Annotated in this window: 19 protein-coding genes; 2 read left to right on the top strand and 17 right to left on the bottom strand. The window is 49.8% G+C overall.

The features are described from left to right. Positions 1-12: 12 nt before the first annotated feature. The 5 genes from E1963_RS03450 to E1963_RS03430 all read right to left on the bottom strand — a co-directional run bounded on the left by E1963_RS03450 (position 13) and on the right by E1963_RS03430 (position 5,179). A complete protein-coding gene (locus E1963_RS03450) occupies positions 13-651 on the bottom strand; it encodes a hypothetical protein (protein WP_132275278.1) in 639 nt (212 codons plus the stop codon). 64 nt (positions 652-715) lie between these two features. Beyond that, positions 716-1,993: a diaminopimelate decarboxylase gene (locus E1963_RS03445; protein ID WP_132275275.1), complete on the bottom strand. Its 1,278-nt coding sequence runs from the start codon at positions 1,991-1,993 to the stop codon at positions 716-718. Further along, complete coding sequence (locus tag E1963_RS03440) at positions 1,990-2,706, bottom strand: TrmB family transcriptional regulator (RefSeq protein WP_132275272.1); 717 nt, start codon at positions 2,704-2,706, stop codon at positions 1,990-1,992. The genes E1963_RS03445 and E1963_RS03440 overlap by 4 nt, the downstream gene beginning before the upstream one ends. Before the next feature lie 131 nt (positions 2,707-2,837). Next, complete coding sequence (pyk, locus tag E1963_RS03435; protein WP_132275269.1) at positions 2,838-4,274, bottom strand: pyruvate kinase; 1,437 nt, start codon at positions 4,272-4,274, stop codon at positions 2,838-2,840. A 35-nt stretch (positions 4,275-4,309) separates the two neighbouring features. Further along, complete coding sequence (locus E1963_RS03430) at positions 4,310-5,179, bottom strand: hypothetical protein (RefSeq protein ID WP_132275266.1); 870 nt, start codon at positions 5,177-5,179, stop codon at positions 4,310-4,312. Positions 5,180-5,402: 223 nt separating this feature from the next. On the opposite strand from E1963_RS03430, the gene E1963_RS03425 reads away from it, so the two are divergent. Next, positions 5,403-9,644: a 2-hydroxyacyl-CoA dehydratase gene (locus tag E1963_RS03425; RefSeq protein WP_132275263.1), complete on the top strand. Its 4,242-nt coding sequence runs from the start codon at positions 5,403-5,405 to the stop codon at positions 9,642-9,644. Positions 9,645-9,794: 150 nt separating this feature from the next. On the opposite strand, the gene gpmI is transcribed toward E1963_RS03425, so the two are convergent. The 9 genes from gpmI to E1963_RS03380 all read right to left on the bottom strand — a co-directional run bounded on the left by gpmI (position 9,795) and on the right by E1963_RS03380 (position 18,850). Further along, positions 9,795-11,339 carry a 2,3-bisphosphoglycerate-independent phosphoglycerate mutase gene (gene gpmI, locus E1963_RS03420; RefSeq protein ID WP_132275260.1) on the bottom strand — a complete coding sequence of 515 codons (1,545 nt, stop codon included), beginning with the start codon at positions 11,337-11,339 and terminating at the stop codon, positions 9,795-9,797. Positions 11,340-11,527: 188 nt separating this feature from the next. Further along, positions 11,528-12,277 (bottom strand): triose-phosphate isomerase, encoded by a 750-nt coding sequence (gene tpiA, locus E1963_RS03415; RefSeq protein WP_132275257.1) that lies wholly within the window; start codon positions 12,275-12,277, stop codon positions 11,528-11,530. A gap of 41 nt (positions 12,278-12,318) precedes the next feature. Next, the gene (locus tag E1963_RS03410) at positions 12,319-13,512 is read right to left on the bottom strand and encodes a phosphoglycerate kinase (protein ID WP_132275254.1); all 1,194 of its coding nucleotides are present in this window, start codon (positions 13,510-13,512) and stop codon (positions 12,319-12,321) included. A gap of 143 nt (positions 13,513-13,655) precedes the next feature. Then, positions 13,656-14,669, bottom strand: coding sequence for a type I glyceraldehyde-3-phosphate dehydrogenase (gene gap, locus E1963_RS03405; protein ID WP_066575877.1), 1,014 nt, complete (start codon positions 14,667-14,669; stop codon positions 13,656-13,658). A 137-nt stretch (positions 14,670-14,806) separates the two neighbouring features. Continuing rightward, entirely contained in the window at positions 14,807-15,610 is an 804-nt protein-coding gene (locus E1963_RS03400) for a histidinol-phosphatase HisJ family protein (protein WP_132275251.1), read from the bottom strand. Positions 15,611-15,617: 7 nt separating this feature from the next. Further along, positions 15,618-16,703 carry a tRNA 2-thiouridine(34) synthase MnmA gene (gene mnmA, locus E1963_RS03395; RefSeq protein WP_132275248.1) on the bottom strand — a complete coding sequence of 362 codons (1,086 nt, stop codon included), beginning with the start codon at positions 16,701-16,703 and terminating at the stop codon, positions 15,618-15,620. A gap of 14 nt (positions 16,704-16,717) precedes the next feature. Further along, the gene (nifU, locus tag E1963_RS03390; RefSeq protein WP_132275245.1) at positions 16,718-17,161 is read right to left on the bottom strand and encodes a Fe-S cluster assembly scaffold protein NifU; all 444 of its coding nucleotides are present in this window, start codon (positions 17,159-17,161) and stop codon (positions 16,718-16,720) included. A 27-nt stretch (positions 17,162-17,188) separates the two neighbouring features. After that, a complete protein-coding gene (gene nifS / locus E1963_RS03385) occupies positions 17,189-18,370 on the bottom strand; it encodes a cysteine desulfurase NifS (RefSeq protein WP_132275242.1) in 1,182 nt (393 codons plus the stop codon). 21 nt (positions 18,371-18,391) lie between these two features. After that, positions 18,392-18,850: an RrF2 family transcriptional regulator gene (locus E1963_RS03380; RefSeq protein WP_066575856.1), complete on the bottom strand. Its 459-nt coding sequence runs from the start codon at positions 18,848-18,850 to the stop codon at positions 18,392-18,394. Positions 18,851-18,979: 129 nt separating this feature from the next. Between E1963_RS03380 and E1963_RS03375 the strand changes: the two genes are divergently transcribed. Beyond that, entirely contained in the window at positions 18,980-20,311 is a 1,332-nt protein-coding gene (locus E1963_RS03375; RefSeq protein WP_132275239.1) for a polysaccharide biosynthesis protein, read from the top strand. A gap of 661 nt (positions 20,312-20,972) precedes the next feature. Here the strand turns inward: E1963_RS03375 and E1963_RS03370 are convergent. The 3 genes from E1963_RS03370 to E1963_RS03360 form a co-directional block, all read right to left on the bottom strand. Further along, positions 20,973-21,512, bottom strand: a complete 540-nt coding sequence (locus tag E1963_RS03370) for a stage II sporulation protein M (RefSeq protein ID WP_243117543.1) — start codon at positions 21,510-21,512, stop codon at positions 20,973-20,975. A gap of 101 nt (positions 21,513-21,613) precedes the next feature. Continuing rightward, positions 21,614-22,153, bottom strand: coding sequence for an NUDIX domain-containing protein (locus tag E1963_RS03365; protein ID WP_132275234.1), 540 nt, complete (start codon positions 22,151-22,153; stop codon positions 21,614-21,616). 32 nt (positions 22,154-22,185) lie between these two features. Next, complete coding sequence (locus E1963_RS03360) at positions 22,186-23,382, bottom strand: pyridoxal phosphate-dependent aminotransferase (protein ID WP_243117542.1); 1,197 nt, start codon at positions 23,380-23,382, stop codon at positions 22,186-22,188. Positions 23,383-23,474: the final 92 nt, after the last annotated feature.

Raw genomic sequence — 23,474 nt, 5'->3', positions numbered from 1 at the left:
ACAACAATTATTTTATAAAAGCGACGCATTGTTCAATGCTGTCAAATCTTCGTCCGGGATATAGTATACGCCTTCTTTATCTGGTTTTACATGAATCGTGACGACCTGCTCGTCCCCATATTCCGGGTTGGCAATCTTCTCTGAGAGAAGATCATACATTTTTCCATACACCAGTTCATTGATTTTATCTTCTGACGGTATCTCTTCCGCATCTGCAAGCTCTGACTGTACCGCGCTTAAGACTTCATCATCAAGTCCCTCAAACGCTGTCAGGGGCTTGATCTTTACATCAATGGTAAAGGAGTCGTCGTCTGCTTCTTTGGCATCGCCAAGCTTATAGTCTACCTGCTTCCCGATATCAAGGAACAGGTTCCTGTAATTTTCAACCATCTCGTCTGATAATGTAGACTTGTCTATACCGGCTTCTGTTAGCAGCTGGTCTAAGTTGCCTTCATACAGTTCCTTTGCTTCCTTCTCGGTGGCCTCCGTCTGCTTGATGTACTCTTTAAATTCTCCTTTATATTGTGCATCGAGTACGGATTGCGCATATGCTTTTGCGTCTTCTTTGGACATTCCCCCGCATCCGGTCAACAACACCATGACGAATACGAGCAAAAGCGCAAGCAGGCTCATTTTCTTTGTTTTTTTCATAATTACCCTCCTATATAAAGTATTATATGACTATTATATATCAGGCAGGGAGGAAAAGCAAATTTTACCGTTCATCCAGCAGTTTTTTACCGATATCAAAGCAGTCAAACGTGGCAAAGTAATCTGCCGGTGTCTCAGCCCGTCTTATGAGCTGCGTGCTGCCGTCTTCCTTCAGCAGAACTTCCGCCGATTTCAGCTTGCCGTTATAATTGTAGCCCATCGAGAATCCGTGCGCCCCTGTGTCATGGATGACGAGGATATCTCCCATCCCAATCTCGGGCAGCATACGGTCGATAGCGAATTTATCGTTGTTTTCGCAGAGCGAGCCGACGATATCATACTTGTGGTCACACGGACAGTCTTCCTTCCCCATCACGGTGACATGGTGGTATGCCCCGTACATGGCCGGACGCATGAGATTTACGGCGCAGGCATCCACGCCGATATATTCTTTGTGGGTGTGCTTTTCATGAATCGCCTCCGTCACAAGACATCCGTAAGGCCCGAGCATGAACCGGCCGAGCTCCGTATAGATCTCCACGTCCCCCATGCCGGCCGGGACAAGGATTTCCTCAAATACGCGGCGTACGCCGTCACCGATGATCCTTATATCGTTCGGCTCCTGATCCGGCGTATACGGAATGCCGATACCGCCTGAAAGATTGATGAATTTAATATGTACTCCCGTTTCCTTCTGAAGCTTGACCGCCTCTTCAAATAATATCTTGGCAAGCATCGGATAATATTCGTTCGTCACCGTATTGCTGGCAAGGAATGCATGGATGCCAAATTCTCTGGCGCCTTTGGCTTTCAGTATCTTGAAAGCTTCAAACAGCTGCTCTGTTGTCATGCCGTATTTGGAATCGCCCGGATTATCCATGATATCGTTGCTGATCTTGAACAGGCCTCCCGGATTATAACGGCAGCTTATCGTCTCGGGAATATATCCGATCGTCTCTTCCAGAAAATCAATATGGGTGATATCATCCAGGTTGATGACCGCACCTAGCTTTTCCGCATATACGAACTCTTCCGCAGGCGTATCATTTGAAGAGAACATGATGTCATCCCCGGTAATTCCAACCGCCTCCGACAGCATCAGCTCCGTATAGGATGAACAATCGCAGCCGCAGCCATATTCCCGCAGTATGTCGATAAGAAACGGATTGGGCGTCGCTTTTACGGCAAAATATTCTTTATATCCTTCGTTCCATGAAAATGCATCCCTGAGCGCCTGCATATTTGCGCGGATCCCCTTCTCATCATACAGATGGAAAGGAGTCGGATATTCTTCTATGATTTTGTCCAGCTGCTCTTTTTTTACAAATGTCTCTTTTTTCATGATTCTTTATTCTCCTCCCGTAGCGCAAGTAATTTTATCTCATTTCCCAATGCCCTCTTATACAGCTCTACAAAGTTCTTCTGCCCGGAATACAGGCATGTGTTCAGGCTGCCCTCTCCGTACTCTCCCGTCAGTACATATTTTGAATCTGTGATGAGCCCTACCTGCATCCCTCTGTCCTCTCCCATGTATACTTTTACATTGGCAAGATGGACAGGCCGGTCCGTGATAATAACGACCTTCTTACGCGCAGAGACAAGGTCTTCCAGCTCACGTACGAAAAGGAGCAGGTAATTCCGCGTACATGAGATGTACACTCTGTTCTCTGCCTGTCCGAGCAGGTTCTTCATCTTATCCAGTATATGGCGGGCTCCTTCTATCGTAATATATCCTTCCGCGCTGCTCTTTTCAGTCGGGAGGTGCGATATAAGCCAGTTTCTTGATTCCTCAAGCATCCTTATATGATTTTTGCAGAACTCCCTGAGCGGTACCGGCACATACTTCCTCGTAGTACCTTCTTCCACCAGATAAGCTCCGCCCTTTTCTGTAAGGCTTGCGAGGGAATTATAAGCATTGGATCTGGATATGCCTATCAGCTTGGCAACCTCATACCCTGTCGTCTTTCCCTCTCCCAGAAGACATTGGTATATGGCCGCCTCCTGCCTTGTCAGTCCAAATTCCAGCAGACGTTCAACAAATGTCGTACTTTCCATCTTCTTGTCCTTCGCTTTCTTCTAGTAGTTCTCCACAGGAACACTATATTACATTCCGTGCCGGCTGTCAATAATAAATCGTATGATAATAGAAAAATAGAAAAAAAGCACGGTAATACCGTGCCATTCTCCTAATCTACCACTGCTATTCTCATCATATTGCTGACGCCTTCTTTTGAGCGCTTGATATTCGGGGAAGGTATGCCTGCTGTCAGCACGATGATGTCCCCCGGTTCCACCACCTGCTTTGCGCTGATCAGTTCGATAGCACCAGTCAGTATGTCTTCGGTCGTATTGAATTCGATTGATTTGTACGGTCTTACACCCCAGTATATCTGCATCCTTCTCAGCGTCGCCTCATTCGGCGTCACACCGATGATATCTGCCCTCGGCTTGAACTTTGAGACTACCCTTGCCGTAGCTCCTGAGACGGAAGGTGTCACGATGCATTTGGCACCGAGATTATCTGCGGCTGCTACGGATGCATAGCCGATAGCACTGGAGATTCCTTTTCTCTTATGCTCTGCCGCCTTTTCCAGAATCACCTCATAGTCGAGGTGTTCCTCTGTATTTTCCACAATGTGCACCATCATCTGGAGCGCTTCCAGCGGATATTTCCCCTGCGCCGTCTCGCCGGAGAGCATCACGGCGTCCGTACCGTCATAGACCGCGTTTGCGACATCGGTCACCTCCGCCCTTGTGGGACGCGGATTGCGGATCATAGAATCCAGCATCTGAGTGGCAGTGATAACCGGTTTATAGTAGTCATTACACTTCTGGATGAGCATCTTCTGAAGATACGGCACTTCCTCGGCTGGTATCTCTACGCCAAGGTCACCTCTGGCTACCATGACACCGTCTGCGCACCGTATGATCTCTTCTATATTCCTGATGCCTTCCGCATTCTCTATCTTGGCGATAATCGGAATATAAGGGGAGCCGCATTCCTTGAGCCATGCTCTGATTTCCAGAATGCATTCTGCATTCCTGACAAAGGATGCAGCGATAAAGTCCACTTCCTGTTCAACCCCGAACTTCAAATCTTCCTTATCCTTTTCCGTAATTGCCGGAAGACGTATCGGCACGTTCGGCACATTGACGCCTTTGCGTTCTCCAAGCTCCCCGCCGTTATCGACCGTACAGATAATATCCGTATCTGTCTTCTCACGTACGGTCAGCTCTATTAGCCCGTCATCAATCAGAATCTTCTTGCCGATCTGGACATCCTCCACAAGACCTCCGTATGTAATCGAGACCTTTGTCTTATCCCCTTCTATATCCTTTGTCGTCAGCACAAATTTATCGCCTGCATCAAGGCTGACCTTTTTGCTGCCTTTCAAAACTCCTGTACGGATTTCAGGCCCTTTCGTGTCGAGCAGGATGGCAACCGGCTTTTTCTCCTCTTCCCGGATCTTCTTGAGCATATCCATTCTGGACTTCTGCTCTTCATGGTCCCCATGGGAGAAATTGAACCTTGCAATATCCATGCCATTCTGGACAAGCCTCCTCATCAGCCCTGCGTCATTCGTATTTGGTCCCATCGTACAGATGATTTTTGTTTTCTTCATAGTCATATAACCTCTTATATACTCTCTTTCCTTACTTATTTTACATGTGTGTGCGTAAACAGATGATCCTGGCAGTATTCGTAATTGCCGTTGCATTTGGAGCAATATCTGAATTCCAGGTTCGGGTCGTCCAGTTCTGTCCTGCCGCAGACCGCACATTTGTGCCGGGCTCCGTTTGCATATACATTGTCCGGCCTTTTTGCCTGCTGGACTTTTTTATAGTATTCCTTCTTCCGTTTCACCTGCTTCGGCGAATAAGGTTTCATATTTCTGGAACCGAAGAAAAATATTGCGAAATTCAGGATTGAAACTGCCGCTGCAAGCGCATTCGCTTTATAGAGGATACCGTACAAGCCTCCGCCGTAAGCAGGCAGGAACGCCTGTATGATCGCCCAGATGAAGAAAGCCCCGTCTAGCCAGGCCAGCCACTTCACTTTCACCGGTATGACAAAAAACACGAGTAGCTGTACGTCTGGATACAGCGCGGCAAACGCAAAGAACAAGGACAGGTTCAGATACCCGGTATTCAGAGTAAGCGTCACCCCTGTTATCAGGTATACCAGAATCGCAGCAATTACGTGGAACAGCACGCCTGCCAGAAAATACAAGTTAAACCGGAATGCCCCCCATGCCATCTCCAGCTGCCTTCCTATCATGTAATACAGATACAGGAAGAGTGCGGCAAACAGAAGGCTGGACGACGGCGGCTGGATGATGAAGGTTACGATTCTCCAGACCTGTCCGTGAAGGATTGCCTCGGCATTCAGGCTCAGATATTGAGAATAGAACTGAGGATTCAGAAGGTTCAGCACAAAACCGGCTCCATATAAGATAATAATATAATACATCAAGTTCGGAATGGCATATCTGCCGAATTTCCGTTCAAGTTTATTCAACCAATTCATATATTTGCTCCCTGCTTTCATATGTTAGACACTGTAGACATTCTACCGTTTCACACTCTGTTTGTCAATTTATACCTATGAAGTTTAACAGCAATTTTATAAATCTATTACATTTGTGAATTGTCTTTTCGCTTTTTTTGTCGTATAATGTTACAAGTTGTAAATAGCTAACTACATTTAATAAGAAGCAATACATATTTTTCCAGTATAAGGAGTACATATCATGAGTCATAGAGAATTATATACATTGGGTATAGATATTGGCTCTACGACGGTCAAAATCGCCGTTTTAGATGACAATAACGACGTCGTCTTTTCAGATTACGAAAGACACTTTGCCAATATCCAGGAAACCCTCACCGACCTCCTTGGCAGGGCGGTCTATAAGCTTGGGCCTATACAGGTGTCGCCGGTCATCACCGGCTCCGGCGGCCTTACGCTTGCCAAGCACTTAGGCGTCCCTTTTGTCCAGGAGGTAATCGCCGTATCGACCTCCCTTCAGGATTATGCTCCGCAGACAGACGTAGCCATAGAGCTCGGAGGGGAAGATGCCAAGATCATCTATTTTGAAAACGGCAATGTAGAGCAGCGCATGAACGGCGTATGTGCCGGCGGCACAGGTTCATTTATCGACCAGATGGCCTCCCTGCTGCAGACAGACGCTTCCGGGCTCAACGAATATGCCAGGAATTATAAGGCCCTGTATTCCATCGCCGCCCGCTGCGGCGTATTTGCCAAATCCGACATACAGCCTCTGATCAATGAGGGAGCCTCCAAAGAAGATCTGGCCGCATCAATCTTTCAGGCTGTCGTAAACCAGACGATCAGCGGGCTTGCGTGCGGCAAGCCGATCCGTGGACATGTCGCTTTCCTGGGGGGGCCTCTCCACTTCCTGTCGGAGCTTAAGGAAGCATTTGTCCGTACGCTGAAGCTGGATGATGAGCACACGATCGCTCCAAAACATTCCCATCTCTTTGCGGCTATCGGCTCTGCCCTGAATTCCAAAAAGGATCTGGATATCCCGATTCAGGAGATGCAGAACCGGCTGGCGGGCAAGATAAAGATGGAATTTGAAGTAGACCGTATGGAGCCCCTGTTTTCCAGCGAGGCAGACTATACGGAGTTCAAGGGACGCCATGACAAGCATCAGGTACCGGTGAAGGACCTTGCCTCATATAAGGGCAAAGCGTTCCTCGGCATTGACGCCGGATCGACCACCACCAAAGCTGCCCTTGTGGGAGAAGACGGCACTTTGCTGTACTCTTTCTACCGCAATAACGAAGGAGACCCGCTCGGCACGACAATCCATGCCATCAAAGACATCTACAGCCAGCTGCCGGAAGAGGTGGAGATTGTCCATTCCTGCTCAACCGGGTATGGGGAGGCGCTGATTAAAGCTGCCCTTCTGCTTGATGAGGGAGAAGTGGAAACGGTAGCCCATTATTATGCCGCTTCCTTCTTCGAACCGGATGTTGACTGTATCCTGGACATCGGCGGCCAGGATATGAAATGTATCAAAATCAAAAACCAGACTGTGGACAGCGTGCAGCTCAACGAAGCATGCTCTTCCGGTTGCGGTTCTTTTATAGAAACATTTGCAAAATCATTGAACTATTCGGTAGAAGATTTTGCTCATGAAGCGCTGTTTGCCAGGAATCCGATCGACCTCGGTACACGCTGTACCGTTTTCATGAATTCAAAGGTCAAGCAGGCGCAGAAAGAAGGAGCCGAAGTAGCTGACATCTCCGCAGGTCTCGCTTACTCGGTAATCAAGAATGCTCTGTTCAAAGTCATCAAAGTGTCCAGCGCCGCAGAACTCGGGCGCCACATCGTCGTGCAGGGCGGGACGTTCTATAACAACGCCGTTTTAAGAAGCTTTGAGAAGATTGCAGGCTGCCAGGCCATACGTCCCGATATCGCAGGTATTATGGGGGCTTTCGGTGCAGCGCTCATCGCACGGGAGCGTTATATAAGCTGCGAGGGCACCACCATGCTTTCCATCGAGGATATCAAGGCATTGGAATACAGGACAACCATGACGAAGTGCAAAGGCTGTACGAACAACTGCCGCCTCACGATCAACCATTTCAGCGGAGGACGCAAGTTCATCACAGGTAACCGCTGCGAACGGGGGCTTGGCAAGGAGAAGAATGAAAACAAGCTGCCGAACCTGTTCGATTATAAGGCCAGGCGTTATTTTGACTATACGCCGCTCAGCGATGAGGAAGCCGTGCGTGGTACCGTCGGGATTCCCCGTGTCCTGAACATGTATGAGAATTACCCGTTCTGGTTTACCTTTTTTACGAAGCTTGGGTTCCGGGTCGTGCTGACCCCGGCCTCTACCCGTAAGATATATGAGCTTGGAATCGAGTCCATCCCAAGCGAATCTGAATGTTATCCGGCAAAGCTTGCACACGGTCATATACAATGGCTCATAAACGAAGGAATAGAGCATATCTTCTACCCTTCTATCCCTTATGAGCGAAACGAGTTCTCAGATGCCAACAACCACTATAACTGCCCGATCGTAACTTCCTACCCGGAAAACATCAAGAACAACATCGATGCTATCGCCAACGGGGAAGTCGATTTCATGCATCCGTTCATATCCTTCGCCAACGAAGACACGCTGTCCCGGCGTCTGACGGATGAGCTTGCCTCCAAATTCCTCATACTGGAGGATGATATCAAGGCTGCCGTCCATGATGCGTGGAAGGAGCTGGAAGCCTGCCGGCAAGACATGAGGCGCAAAGGCGAAGAGACGCTTAAGTTCCTTGAGAAAACGGGCAACCGGGGTATCGTTCTTGCCGGGCGTCCTTACCATATCGACCCGGAAGTCAACCATGGGCTGCCGGAGCTCATTAATTCCTACAATATCGCCGTACTTACGGAAGATGCCATCTCACACCTGAAGCAGGTGGAACGTCCTCTGAACGTCATGGACCAGTGGATGTACCATTCAAGGCTCTATGCTGCGGCAAACTATGTGAAGACGGTAGATAATCTGGACCTTATACAGCTCAACTCGTTCGGCTGCGGGCTGGATGCTGTTACGACCGACCAGGTAGCCGATATACTGACAGACTCAGACAAGATATATACGTCACTTAAGATTGATGAAGTCAATAACTTAGGAGCTGCCAGGATCCGTGTACGTTCGCTTCTTGCAGCCATCCGTGTAAGGGAGCAGCGGAACACGAAACGCAGCATCTCCTCTTCCGCCATAGAGAAAGTGCCGTTTACGAAAGAGATGCGCAAGGACTACACTATACTATGTCCGCAGATGTCACCGATGCATTTTGAGCTGCTGGAACCTGCCTTCCGTGCATCCGGGTACAATGTAGATGTACTGCCCAATGATAACAAGCAGGCGGTCGATGTAGGGTTGAAATATGTCAATAACGACGCATGTTATCCTTCCCTGATGGTGGTAGGGCAGATCATGGAAGCCATCCTGTCCGGAAAATACGACACCGACAAGCTTGCGGTCATCATCAGCCAGACCGGCGGTGGATGCCGTGCTTCCAACTACATAGGATTTATCCGAAGGGCGCTGAAGAAAGCGGGGTACTCGCATATACCGGTCATCTCTATCAATCTGAGCGGTCTGGAGGGCAACCCGGGATTCAAGATTACGCCCGCCCTGGCACTGCGCGGCGTTTACGCTGCCATATTCGGAGATATCTTCATGAAGTGCGTATACCGGCTGCGTCCATATGAGGCTGTGCCAGGTTCCGTCAATGAAATGCACAGGAAATGGGTCAAGGCATGTGCCAATTTCGTATCTGAGGGATATCCATCCAGGCGGAAGTTCAAGAAACTGTGCAGGGAGATAATCGAAGATTTCGATACAAATATACAGCTGCTGGATGTGAAGAAGCCAAGGGTCGGCGTCGTCGGCGAGATACTCGTCAAGTTCCTTCCGGCTGCCAACAACCATCTCGTCGAACTGCTGGAAAGTGAAGGTGCAGAGGCCGTCGTGCCTGATCTGCTCGACTTCCTGCTCTACTGCTTCTACAATCAGAACTTCAAGGTGTCACATCTTGGATTCAAAAAATCGAAGGCGACGTTTGGCAATCTCGGCATCAAAGTGCTGGAATGGTTCCGTGCTCCTGCTACAGAAGCTTTTCAGGCTAGCAGGCATTTTGATCCTCCGGCCCGTATAGAAGATCTTGGCCGTATGGCGTCCGAAATCGTCTCCCTTGGCAATCAGACCGGAGAAGGCTGGTTCCTCACGGGCGAGATGCTGGAGCTGATTCACAGCGGAGCGTCCAACATCGTGTGTACGCAGCCCTTCGCCTGCCTTCCGAACCATGTCGTAGGCAAAGGAGTCATAAAAGAGCTGAGGAGGCGGTATCCGAAGTCCAATGTGGTAGCAATCGACTTCGATCCTGGTGCAAGCGAGGTCAACCAGCTGAACCGTATCAAGCTCATGCTGTCAACTGCCAATAAGAATATGGAATGATGCAAAATAAGACAGGCAAGCCGAAGGTACATGCAGGCATGTACCTTCGGCTCGTTGCCTACATGAGAATAAAAACCAGGATTCTGATGTCAGCCGCTTTGCAAGGCGGCATGTATCAGAATCCTGGTTTTCTGTTTCAATTGCGGAAGTCTATTCTCCCCTTACAATCAAGGACTTGCCTGACATCTCTTCCGGCTGCTCCATCCCCATCATCTCGATGAGGGTGGGAGCGATATCTGCAAGGCATCCGCCTTCTCTCAGCTTGAACGCCGGGTCGGCATTTACAAGGATGAATGGAACCGGATTTGTCGTATGTGCCGTAAACGGCTCCCCTGTCTTATCATCAATGAGCTGTTCTGCATTGCCATGGTCTGCACAGATGAACATCTGCCCGTCCACTTCCTCTAATGCTTCCACTGCTCTGCCCACGCATTCGTCTACTGCTTCGATTGCCTTGATTGCAGCGGCTTCGACTCCTGTGTGTCCTACCATGTCGGGGTTGGCAAAGTTGATGATGATAACGTCGTATCTGTCAGACTTGATAGCTTCGACAAGCTTATTGCATACTTCGTAAGCACTCATCTCCGGTTTCAGGTCGTACGTGGCAACCTTGGGAGATTTTACGAGTATTCTGTCTTCGCCCTTATTCGGCTCTTCTACGCCACCGTTAAAGAAGAAGGTGACATGCGCATACTTTTCGGTCTCTGCGATACGCGCCTGCGTCTTTCCATTTGCCGCCAGAAACTCTCCGAACGTGTTCGTAATCTCATCCTTCACAAATGCAACCAGCTTATTTTCAATCGTCACGTCATATTCCGTGAAGCACACGAAGGTCGCCTTAATCCGTTCCCCTCTGTCAAATTCTTCAAAAGCGTCATCGCAGAACGTCCTCGTAATCTCTCTTGCACGGTCCGGGCGGAAATTGAAGAAGATGATGGAATCACCATCTTTCACAGTCGCCACCGGCGCGCCGTCTTTCAAAACGACCGTAGGCAGGACGAACTCGTCTGTCGTGTCCTTATCGTAGGAGGCCTGGATTCCCTCCGGCCCTCCGGATGCAGTTTCTCCCCTGCCTTCTGCCATAGCCTCGTATGCCTTCTTAACACGCTCCCACCGGTTATCCCGGTCCATGGCATAGTAGCGGCCCATCACAGTGGCAACTTCGCCGACGCCGATCTCCTTCATCTTTGCAGCGAGCTCTTCCACATATCCTTTTCCGGACGCCGGCGGCGTGTCACGCCCGTCGAGGAAACAGTGTACATATACTTTTTCAATCCCCTGTTTCTTTGCCAGTTCCAGCAGCCCGTATATATGTTCATTGTGGCTGTGGACGCCACCGTCTGACACAAGCCCCATCATATGGAGGGAAGAACCATTCTTCTTCACATTTTCACAAGCTGCCAGAAGTGCCTTGTTCTCAAAGAAATCGCCGTCCTGGATTGCTTTCGTAATTTTCGTGAGGTCCTGATATACGATGCGTCCTGCACCCATGTTCAGATGTCCGACTTCGGAGTTGCCCATCTGCCCGTCCGGAAGTCCGACGGCCATTCCGCTGGCATAGCCCTTTACAAACGGGCACTCCGCCATAAGTCTATCCATAACGGGCGTCCTGCCTTCTGCCACGGCATTTCCCTCTATGCTGTCGTTCAACCCATATCCGTCAAGAATCATCAATACTGTTGGTTTTTTACTCATAATTCATCTCCTACTATTTACTCTTTTCCAAAATCTAATTTTACATGATTTCATACTATCTTTCAAGGTGTCCCTTCAACTTTATGACGTTCGGCCCCACAGTATCTTATGGGGCACCGACCGGCCCGTGACATGCAGCCGGGTAAGGAAAAGCCGCAGGAATCTGCTTCCTGCGGCTTTCGCCGTCTCTATTTGTAATTGACGATTTTCCCGAAGTCTGCCTTGAGGGAGGCCCCGCCTACAAGGCCGCCGTCGATATCCGCCTGCGCGAACAGTTCCGGTGCCGTAGCGGCATTTACAGAACCGCCGTACTGGATACGGACAGCCTCTGCCGTAGCATCATCATATATCTCGGCGATACATGCACGGATTCCTGCACATACTTCCTGTGCCTGCTCTGTCGTGGCAGTCTTGCCTGTCCCGATGGCCCAGATCGGCTCATAAGCGATGACAGCCGTCTTTGCCTGATCTGCGGTAACCCCCAGGAATCCGACCTTGACCTGCTGGCGGATGAAATCCATCGTTACGCCCTGTTCTCTCTGCTCAAGCGTCTCGCCGCAGCACATGATTGGAGTGATGCCATGCTCGAACGCCTTCAGCATCTTCTTGTTTACCGTCTCACTCGTCTCCGCAAAATACTCTCTTCTCTCAGAATGTCCGAGGACTACGTATGCTACACCTGCGTCCGTAAGCATCCCTGGAGCGATCTCTCCTGTGTAGGCGCCGCCCTCCTCAAAGTACATGTTTTCAGCGCCAACCTGTATGTTCGTTCCTTTGCAGGCCTCTACGACAGGTATGATGTCGATTGCGGGCACGCAGAACACGACGTCCACATCATCATTAGCCACAAGCGGCTTCAATTCCTCCACAAGCGCAACCGCCTCGCTTGGTGTCTTGTTCATCTTCCAGTTTCCAGCTATAATCTTTCTTCTTGCCATCTTTTTCTCTCCTATTTCATATATTTTATCTGCTAACAGATCTATTTATCGTTTGCAGCGGCTACTCCCGGCAGTTCCCTGCCTTCCAGGAATTCAAGCGAAGCTCCGCCGCCGGTCGATATATGTGACATCTTGTCGCCGTACCCGAGCTGGTTTACCGCAGCCGCGGAATCTCCGCCGCCGATGATAGTCGTGGCATCTGTGTCTGCAAGGGCCTTTGCAACCTCTTCTGTACCTATTGCGAAGTTAGGCATCTCAAAGCATCCCATCGGTCCGTTCCATACCACAGTCTTTGCATCCTTTACCGCTTCTGAAAACATAGCGGCTGTCTCTGGTCCTATGTCAAGCCCTTCCCAGTCCGCCGGAATCTCTCCCGCCTTGACAACCTTGGAATTTGCATCGTTAGAAAAGTCATCTGCGATAACCGTATCTACAGGAAGGAGCAGCTTGACGCCCTTATCTTTCGCCTTGTCCAGCATCTTCAGCGCATAATCACAATAGTCTTCCTCGAGAAGCGATTTGCCGACGCTTCCGCCCTGCGCCTTGCTGAATGTGTAGGACATTCCCCCTCCGATGATCAAGGTGTCGACCTTGTCCAGCAGATTCTCGATAACGGATATCTTGCTGGATACTTTTGCACCGCCCAGAATGGCGACAAACGGCCTTTCTGGATTGTTTACAGCATTGCCAAGGAAATCTATCTCTTTCTGCATGAGATAGCCTACGACAGCCGTGTCTACGAACCGGGTAACGCCTACATTAGAGCAGTGTGCCCTGTGTGCGGTTCCAAACGCATCGTTGACAAACACGTCGCACAGTGACGCAAGATCCTTGGAGAATGCCTCGCCGTTCTTCGTCTCCTCTGCCCTGTAGCGTGTATTTTCAAGCAGTATGATGTCTCCGTCCTTCATCTCTGCAGCAGCAGCTTTCGCGTTCGGCCCTACCACTTCCGGGTCAGCGGCAAACTTCACTTCCTGTCCAAGCAGCTCGCTCAGGCGCAGAGCTACCGGGGCAAGAGAAAGAGAAGGAACCGCTTCGCCCTTCGGCTTGCCAAGATGGGAGCACAGGATTACCCTGCCGCCGTCCGCAGCAAGCTTCTTGATGGTCGGCAGTGCAGCCACGAGACGGTTCTCGTCCGTAATCTTACCGTCGATAAGCGGCACGTTAAAATCACATCTGACAAGTACCTTTTTACCCTTTACATTGATATCGTCCACTGATTTCTTATTAAGCATATGATGGCCTCCTTTTTCATAGGGGTCAGACCCCTGCAGGGCATAGGGGTCTGACCCCTATGAAAATTCCCTCAATATTCTGATAATTAAAAAAGAATCCGGCCCAATATAGACCGGACCCCTTTGTGAGTCTTAAAGCAGATTTATGCTAATTCTGAGAAGTATTTGATTGTTCTTACCATCTGGCTTGTGTAAGAATTCTCATTATCGTACCAGGATACGACCTGTACTTCTGTTGTTCCGTTATCTAAAGGCAGTACCATTGTCTGGGTAGCGTCAAACAGTGAACCATATCTCATGCCGATAACGTCAGTGGATACGATTTCATCTGTGTTATATCCGAAGGATTCTGTAGCCGCTGCCTTCATAGCTGCATTTACATCGTCAACCGTTACTGTTCCGTCTACAACTGCCGTCAGGATAGTCGTAGATCCTGTCGGTGTCGGAACACGCTGTGCAGATCCGATCAATTTGCCGTTCAGTTCCGGAATAACGAGGCCGATAGCCTTTGCAGCGCCTGTGCTGTTCGGAACGATATTCAAAGCAGCCGCGCGGGATCTTCTGAGATCGCCTTTTCTCTGAGGACCGTCAAGCGTCATCTGATCGCCTGTGTAAGCGTGAATCGTGCACATGATACCTGATTTGATCTTCGCAAGGTCGTTCAGCGCCTTCGCCATAGGTGCAAGACAGTTTGTCGTACAGGAAGCTGCGGAGATAACGGTATCTTCTGGTTTCAGGATGTCGTGGTTTACATTATATACGATAGTTGGCAGGTCGTTTCCGGCAGGTGCTGAGATAACGACTTTTCTTGCGCCCGCTTTCACATGTGCAGATGCTTTTTCTTTTGATGTATAGAATCCGGTACATTCAAGGACAACGTCAACACCGATTTCTCCCCATGGAAGTTCTTCTGCATTCGCTTTAGCGTAAATCTTGATTTCTTTGCCGTCTACGATGATAGAGTCATCTGTAGATTCTACCTTGTCAGCCAAAGCATATTTTCCCTGTGAAGAGTCATATTTTAACAAGTGAGCTAACATTTTTGGAGATGTCAAGTCATTGATTGCTACTACTTCATACCCTTCTGTTCCGAACATCTGTCTGAATGCAAGACGTCCTATACGCCCGAATCCATTAATCGCTACTTTTACTGCCATGATTAATTCCTCCTAAAGTTTGTTTATTAACTGTTACACAGCCTTTATTCTTGAAACTCTTTAACATCGTTAAAGAATCATCAACCGTCTATAATTGTACTAAATTTGATACAAAAATTCAAGGGCTTTTACCATTTTTATGGAAGTTGCTTAAAAACAGGCGTCCTGCCGGAAAATTCTGTATAATATGTGAAGCCGCATGACTTCAGGATATCTTCTGCCTTTTTGAAATCATAAGCGATATGCTCCGGACAGTGGGCATCGGCACCTATGGTGACTATCTCTCCGCCAAGTTCACGATAACGTCTTAGCACATCCGGGTGCGGATGGGCGAACGGAAGGCCGTATTTGAGTCCTGCCGTGTTCAGTTCCAGCCCCTTGCCGTCAGAAATCAGCTGCCTGAGTATCTCATCGATAATATCGGCAAATGCATCGTACACGTATGCCTTTTCTCTGCCTGCCCCATAACGGACTACATAGTCGAGATGTCCGAGCACGTCAAAGCCCTTGTAAGAACGGATATCTGTCAGTATCTCCGCAAAAGCGATCCTGTATGCCTCTTCATCCGTCTTTCCTTCAAACAGCTTCCCGGCTGCCGGGTCAGTGGATTGGACGCTGTGCACAGAGCCGATCACAAAGTCAAAGGGATACCTGTCCGTAAATGCTCTGTAATAGTCCCCCAGATATGGAAGGAGGCCAAGCTCCACCCCGATACGTATGTCAATCCGGCCTCTGTACTTTTCCTGAAGAGGGCGCAGCACGTTAAAATATTCCTCCGGGTCAAAGATGCTTTCTTCTCCCCACTCCATCTCGTCTTTGTCGTAATGGTCTGTAAAACATATAATCTCAAGGCCTTTGTCTATAGCTCCGAGAACCATCTCCTCCGGCGCCGCCTTAGAATCATGTGAAAATGACGTATGCATATGAACATCTGCTCTCATAATCTTCCTATTCATCTCCTATAATTGTTCCGCCCCCGAGGACATAGTCCCCGTCGTAGAGCACGACTGCCTGACCCGGGGTGATGGCCCGCTGGGGCTCTTCAAATGTGCATAATATCTCATCCGGCCCTGTCTTTTCCACCGTACACCAGGCGCCTCTGTGGTTATAACGAATCTTGGCCCATGCTCTCTTCTTCTCCGGCAGGCCGCTGACGGACATAAAGTTCACCCGGTCCGCCCTTACATAGATAGACATGGCTTCCTCATTGGTCCCTACCACAACCTCATTCGTCTCGGGACGTATCTCAAGCACAAAGACGGGATGCCCGAGGGACAGTCCCAGGCCTTTCCGCTGCCCTACCGTATAGTGGATGATTCCTTTATGCGTACCCAGCACGGTACCGTCGGAAGTGACAAAGTTCCCGGGCCGGGCCTTTGTGCCGGTCTCCTTTTCAATAAACGAAGCATAATTGCCGTCCGGAACAAAGCAGATGTCCTGGCTGTCCGGCTTATCTGCCACCGCAAGGCCGAGGCCGCAGGCAATCTTCCTTATCTCCTCTTTGCCATACATGCCGACAGGCATCAGCGTGCGCTTAAGCTGCTCCTGCGTCAGGTTATAAAGCGCATATGTCTGGTCTTTTGCCGCTGTGGCCGATACTTTCAGCGCATATCTTCCATTTGGAAGCCGGTCGATTCTCGCATAGTGGCCGGTTGCGATATAATCTGCCCCGATGTCCATACTTCTTCTAAGGAGCGATTCCCATTTCACATACCGGTTGCAGGCGATACACGGATTCGGCGTACGCCCATGCGTATATTCATCTACAAAATAGTCGATGACCTGCTCTTTAAACTCCTGCCTGAAATTCATCACATAGTACGGAATTTCCAGACGGGCCGCCACTCTTCTTGCATCATCCACGGCACTCAGCCCGCAGCAGCCTCCATTTTCTTCCTGTACCACACGCTCCTCATCCTGCCATATCTGCATCGTCACACCGATGACATCGTAGCCCTGCTCCTTCAGAAGGTAAGCGGCGACAGAGGAATCAACGCCTCCCGACATCCCTACGACAACTTTTTTATTTCCCATCCTTCCACCTTCGCCTAATACGCTTCTTCTTCCTCTTCTTCGTCCTCATGGATATCTGATTTCGGCTTTTCCAGTCCCTCAATCTTGATACCGTTCTTCTCAGCATAATCCCAGAGTGCGGCGTGAATCGCTTCTTCCGCCAGCAAAGAGCAGTGCACCTTCACCGGCGGGAGTCCGTCAAGCGCCTCCATGACAGCCTTGTTCGTCACCTTCAGCGCCTCTTCTATCGTCTTTCCTTTGACAAGCTCTGTCGCCATGCTGCTTGTGGCGACAGCCGCCCCACAGCCAAAGGTCTTGAATTTCACATCACGGATAATGTGGTTCTCATCTATATCAAGATACATCCTCATGATATCCCCGCATTTCGCGTTCCCTACAGTACCGACACCGCTGGCGCCATCTATCTCTCCCACATTACGCGGGTTCTGGAAATGATCCATCACTTTTTCTGAATACATGTCTGTCTTCCTCCTTGTTCGAGCGTTTTAAGAATTTTTCTTTATAAAGTCTTCATAGAGCGGCGACATCTTTCTTAAATGTTCCACGATCTCTTTCAGATTGCCGATGACGTAATCGATATCTTCCTTTGTCGTCTCATCGCTTAACGTCAGCCTCAGCGAACCGTGTGCGATCTCGTGCGGCAGCCCGATGGCAAGCAGCACATGTGACGGGTCCAGGGAGCCTGAAGTACAGGCCGATCCGCTTGACGCACAGATACCTTTCATATCCAGCATGATCAGGAGCGATTCCCCTTCAATAAAGCGGAAGCTGAAGTTCACGTTGTTCGGAAGCCGCTTCGTCCTGTGCCCATTTAATCTACAGTGTGGAATCTCCTCCAGCACGCGCTCTATCATATAATCCCTTAAAGCGCTTTCCTTTGCGCTCCGCTCTTCCATCGTCCTCACGGCCCGGCTCACCGCCGCTCCGAGTCCGACGATACCAGGGACATTCTCTGTCCCTGCACGGCGTTTTCTCTCCTGGGCACCCCCGTGGACAAACGAACGTATCTTCACCCCTGTTCGGATATACAGGAAGCCGATTCCTTTTGGCCCGTTCAGCTTATGTCCGCTGGCGCTCAGCATATCGATATGGCACTCATCTACATTGATCGGCACCTGGCCGAATGCCTGGACTGCATCCGTGTGGAACAGTATGTTGTGTTCGTGGGCAATCCGGCCGATTTCCTTGATTGGCTGAATCGATCCTATCTCATTGTTCGCGTACATGACTGATATGAGGATCGTGTCAGGCCGTATCGCCTCTTTTAAATCTTCCAGCCTGACGATACCGTCTTCATCCACGTCAAGATATGTCACATCAAAGCCCTTGCTCTCAAGATATTCTCCGGTATGGAGAATGGCATGATGCTCTATCTTCGTCGTGATGATATGTTTCCCCTTTTCAGCATATGCCTCTGCCGTCGCTTTCAGCGCCCAGTTATCAGCCTCCGATCCTCCGGCCGTAAAGTAGATCTCATTGCTCTTGGCGCCAAGCGCGTCTGCGATGATATCCCTCTGTGCCGTTATGGCTTCTTTATTCGCCGAGGCGAATCCATACACGCTGGATGGATTTCCGAACTTCTCTGTATAATAAGGAAGCATCGCCTCCACAACCTCCGGCGCCGTCTTTGTCGTCGCAGCATTATCCAAATATATAAACTGTCCCATATGTTCTTCCTCCTTAAGTCTTTATTTATTGCACTGGGGATTGGCACATTCTCCTTGCGGATTGACACGCCTGCTCTCCAGAACCAATTCATCCAGTTTAATCTCATCCACCGTCCGGTTGATGTTGTCATTAATCTTCTGCCATACATATTTTGTCACACAGCCGTCTGATGCCATACAGCCGTCTTGCGTATAGAATGCGGCACATTTCACCGGCTCGAGGCTTCCTTCCAGTGCACGCAGCACATCGCCGACAGATATGTCTTTCATATCCCGCGCCAGCACATAGCCGCCTCCGGCACCCCGGATACTTTTCACAAGCCCCGCCTTCTTCATCAGGCCGACGAGCTGTTCAAGATACCGCTCTGATATCTCCTGCCTCGCCGCTATGCTGCTGATGGAGACAGGCTCGGTCTCCGCATATCTGGCCAGGTCTATGATAGCCCGCAGGCCATATCTCCCCTTTGTAGAAAGCTTCATGCTATCACCTTCTTTTTGAATTCCTAGTATTTTACTGGGATTTATCTTTCTGTAGAATAACACTTTTAAATCTGTTCTGTCAAGCATATATCCTGAATATCTTATAACGAAATCCTATAGGAGTTAATTATGTCCAGAAAACGTGCCATTATCAAAGGAACTTTCATCCTTACCCTCACCGGTTTCGCCACCAGGTTCATGGGCTTTTTCTACCGGGTTTTTCTGAGCCATACTTTCGGCGAAGAAGGCGTCGGGCTCTATCAGCTCATTTTCCCCATCTATGCCTTATGCTTCTCGCTTACTTCTGCCGGAATTGAAATAGCCCTGTCCCGTTGTGTTGCCAAACGCACCACGCTTGGACAGGAAAAAGAAGCCAGAGAATTACTGTATACGAGCATCGTATTTACTGTTATAATTTCGTGTATCACTACACTGCTGCTGCAGAAATATGCATGGTTCATCTCATCGGCCTTCCTCAAAGACGACCGCTGCGCCGAACTGCTCGTCATCCTGTCCTATGCTTTTCCGTTCGCTGCAGTCCACAGCTGTATCTGCGGCTACTATTTCGGCCTGAAGATGACAGGAGTGCCTGCCACGTCACAGCTCATCGAACAGGTGGCCAGAATCACGTCCGTCTATCTCATCTACGTATTCGGCCAGAAAAACGGTGTCACCTTCGGCATCTCCATCGCAGTGGCGGGGCTGATAGCCGGGGAAGTCATCTCCTCGCTCTTCTGTCTGAAGGCCGTCACGGGTAGATCTATGTCCATGCGGAAGATACGGCCCGCCCTCCCCTCTTTCGGCAGGAATATGAGAGAGCTTCTCTTTCTGTCCATCCCGCTCACTGGAAGCCGGGTGCTCCTCAATGTCCTGCAAAGCGTGGAGGCTATCTCTATTCCGCTGCGGCTGCAGGCATATGGAATGACGAACAAGGCAGCTCTTAGTACATATGGCGTGCTGACCGGCATGGCACTTCCCTGCATCTTGTTTCCTTCTGCCATCACCAACTCCATCTCCACCATGCTCCTTCCGACCGTGGCAGAGATACAGGCGCTCGATAACCAGCGGGAGATGTCTGCCATTATCAAGAAAGTGGTTTCCTGCTGCGTATTGCTCGGAAGCGGCTGCTGTGCCCTCCTGCTGTTGACCGGCAGCTGGATAGGTTCCTTCCTGTTCCACAGCCCCGCGGCGGGAAGCTTCATCGTCACCCTCGCATGGATATGCCCCTTCCTCTACACGGACAACACCCTTATCAGCATCATCAATGGCATCGGCAAGACGACGCTCTCCTTCGTCATCAACGCCGTCGGCCTGCTCATCCGCATCGGAAGCGTACTCCTCCTGATTCCGGTATATGGAATCCGGGGCTATCTGTGGGGACTGCTGGCGAGCCAGCTCTGTATCTTCCTGTTCTGTATCTTCTACCTGTATTATTATCTGGCAATCCGCAGGAAAATGTGAGTTTAAGTAAATTAGGCTGCGGGCGGGGAGCCGGGTGGCATCTGCTCCGATGCGTACGAGGTTCCGACTATTTCACGTATCCCTAACCCTCCGGAATGCGCGCCGATAGCGGCTTACATCCCGTAGGATAAGGGCTACGGGACGGATTCTCCGCCTCTTCCGCTTGCACCTGCGCATCTCCCACCCGGCTCCCCGCCCGCTATCTACTTCACTGACAAGGGCGAGGGCGGCTGTGTGGCGTTACTGGCCAGCGGATGACCGCTGGCTGCGTAAGATGAGTGAAACAATATAACGGGCTTAATATATGCGGCATAAATCTGCGACTGATATATATGCCCGTCGTCAAGCGTTTGCAGCGAGGCGTGCACGCGGTTGCTGCAAGAAGAGCCGGAATCAGGCAGGGGATGTTATATCACATAACATCCCCGTACCTGATTCCGGCTCTTCTTCATTATGATTACTTCCACAAAGGTTTCCAACTTACTTAGCCTTTATCACTATGCTGACACAATCAAAGTACTTCCATCAGCCAGTAGTGGCACACAGCCACCCCCGCCCGTGCCAGTAAAGTAGATAGCCGATGGGGAGGTATAGGGCAGATGCGAAGGTGTAAGCGGGAGGAACGGAGAATCCTCACCAGCGGCGCCTAATTTACTTAAACTCACAAAGTCTTCAGGAACATCTTCATCAGCACAGGATTGACATAACATTCCAGGACAATGCCAAGTGCAAGCAGAAGCAGGAAACATACCGTCTTTGTAAGGTTCCACTTAGATTCCGGATAAGAAAACAAGTGCCAGAGCAGCACGACGTATCCGGCTATGTAAAATGCAAACTGCGGCGTCATAGCAAGCAGGCACAATACGATCCCCTTGATTCCCATCTTCATGATTGCGGACGTCATTATCATACCGCAGGAAAAGCCTGTCCAAAGCAGGAAAGCCACGACGGCCCCTTTTCTGATCCTCGTACATCCCAGTGCAAAGAGCAGGATGACCGGCATCATCCGTATCCGTACGATATACCAGGCATATTCTGCCATACCTATATCCGTCTCGGCATACTGGTTCAAAAAGAAATCGTTGAAGATTCCCATGCTTGTTATGTAATCCTTCGACACAATGTTAGCATACAAGATTCCAATCAAAAAACCCAGCATACAAAATAAAACAAAATACTTCTTGTTTTCCCGTATCCTCACAAATACTCCTCCTCTTGTCAAGATACTTCATTATATGCCGGGTCTTGCGATATATTCTTATTTTATGCGTGGCTGGCCTCAGTCGTATGATCGCACATCCGTCACCGGAGGTATCTGGACTCATATGCCAGCAGCGCCGCCACTGTTTTGGAATCTTCTATCCTTCCGTCAAATATCATCTCTTTCAGCACGCTGAGCTCATATGGACTGACATCCACATACTCATTCTCATCCAGGTTCTGTCTTGATGCGGTCAGGTCTCTCGCCACGAAAATTTCTATCCGCTCGTCACAGTAGGCAACCGTAGGGCGTATCGTAATGAGCCAGTCAAGCTTTCCCGCACGGTAGCCGGTCTCTTCCTCCAGCTCTCTTCTGCTGCACTCGATTCCGGGCTCCCCTGCCGCGTCCAGCTTCCCCGCCGGTATCTCCAGCGTATCCCGCTCGAGGGCATTTCTGTACTGCCGTACCAAAAGTATCCTGCCGTCTTCCAGTACAGGCACGACGGCAGCCGCTCCCACATGATGGATATAATCCCACCTGGCGCTGTTACCGTTGGCAAATTCCATCGTATCCTGGTACACCTGCAGGATAGCTCCCTGATACACAAGTTCTCTCTTCTTTCTTCTGACTTCTCCGCTCATTGTTCTGCCTGCCTCTTCTCTTTCTCTGCAGCCTATAGAGAAGATACGAATTCCTCAATCCGGTTGAGCCCCTTCTCTATGCCTTCCATAGATATAGCATAGGACAGGCGCACGAAATTGTCAAATCCAAAATCCTGGCACGGAACGACCGCCACACGGTAATCTTCGATGAGGATCTCTGCGGCACGGGACGCTGTTCCGATACGTACGCCTTTGTAAGACTTCTCCAGAACATTCGTAAAGTCCACGAACGTATAGAATGCACCCTCCGGCTCCAGGCAGTCCAGCAGAGGCATATTCTGGATACGTCCATACATATATTTTCTTCTGGCATCAAATTCCTCGCGCATGGCATCCACTGCGTCCTGAGGGCCTTCCAGCGCTTCCAGCGCCGCTTTCTGGGCGATAGAGTTCGGGTTGGAGGTCTGATGGCTCTGGATGCTTCCCATCAGTTTAGCAATCTCAACGCTGGAACCGGTATAGCCAATCCTCCACCCCGTCATGGAATAGCTCTTGGACAGGCCACTGCATGTAATCGTCCTCTTGTAGATCTCCTCACCGAGAGAGGCGATGCTCACATGCTTCTTTTCCCCGTAGATAAGGTTCTCATACATCTCATCTGCAACGACATAAATATCATTCCTCACCACCACGTCAGCGATGGCACGCAGCTCCTCCTCCGAATATACCATGCCGGTCGGGTTGTTCGGAGTATTCAATATGAGCGCCTTCGTCTTGTTCGTAATCGCGCCTTCGATCTGCTTTGCCGTCACCTTATACCCCGACTCTTTCGTGCCGTAGATGACGACGGGGATGCTGTCACACAGCTTGACAATCTCCGGATATGTCAGCCAGTAGGGCGCCGGAATGATTACCTCGTCCCCCGGATTCGTGATTGCCTGGAAGATGTTCGTAAGCGAGTGCTTTCCCCCATTGCTCACGACAATCTGGTTCGCTGCATAATCAAGCCCGTTAAAATCGCGGAATTTCCTGCTCACCGCTTTTTTCAGCTCCTCTGTGCCGGACGCGGGGGTATACTTTGTGAATCCAGACCGGATGGCATCAACCGCAGCCTCATTAATATTATCCGGTGTATTAAAATCCGGTTCCCCAGCTCCAAATCCTACTACATCAATACCTTCTGCCTTCATCGCTTTCGCTTTCGCAGTAATTGCAAGTGTTGATGACGGCTTAACCCTAGCCGCCTTTTCTGATAATGTCAACGCCATTGTTCCATCCATCCTATCTTTTTCATATTTTATTTAACGTTCTAGTAAGTCATTATAGTATAAGACGCACCGATTTGCAAGATTAATTTTTA

Origin of the sequence: Extibacter muris (genome assembly GCF_004345005.1) — a bacterium.
GTDB classification, from domain to species: domain Bacteria; phylum Bacillota; class Clostridia; order Lachnospirales; family Lachnospiraceae; genus Extibacter; species Extibacter muris.
This window is presented reverse-complemented; position numbering and strand designations above follow the sequence as displayed.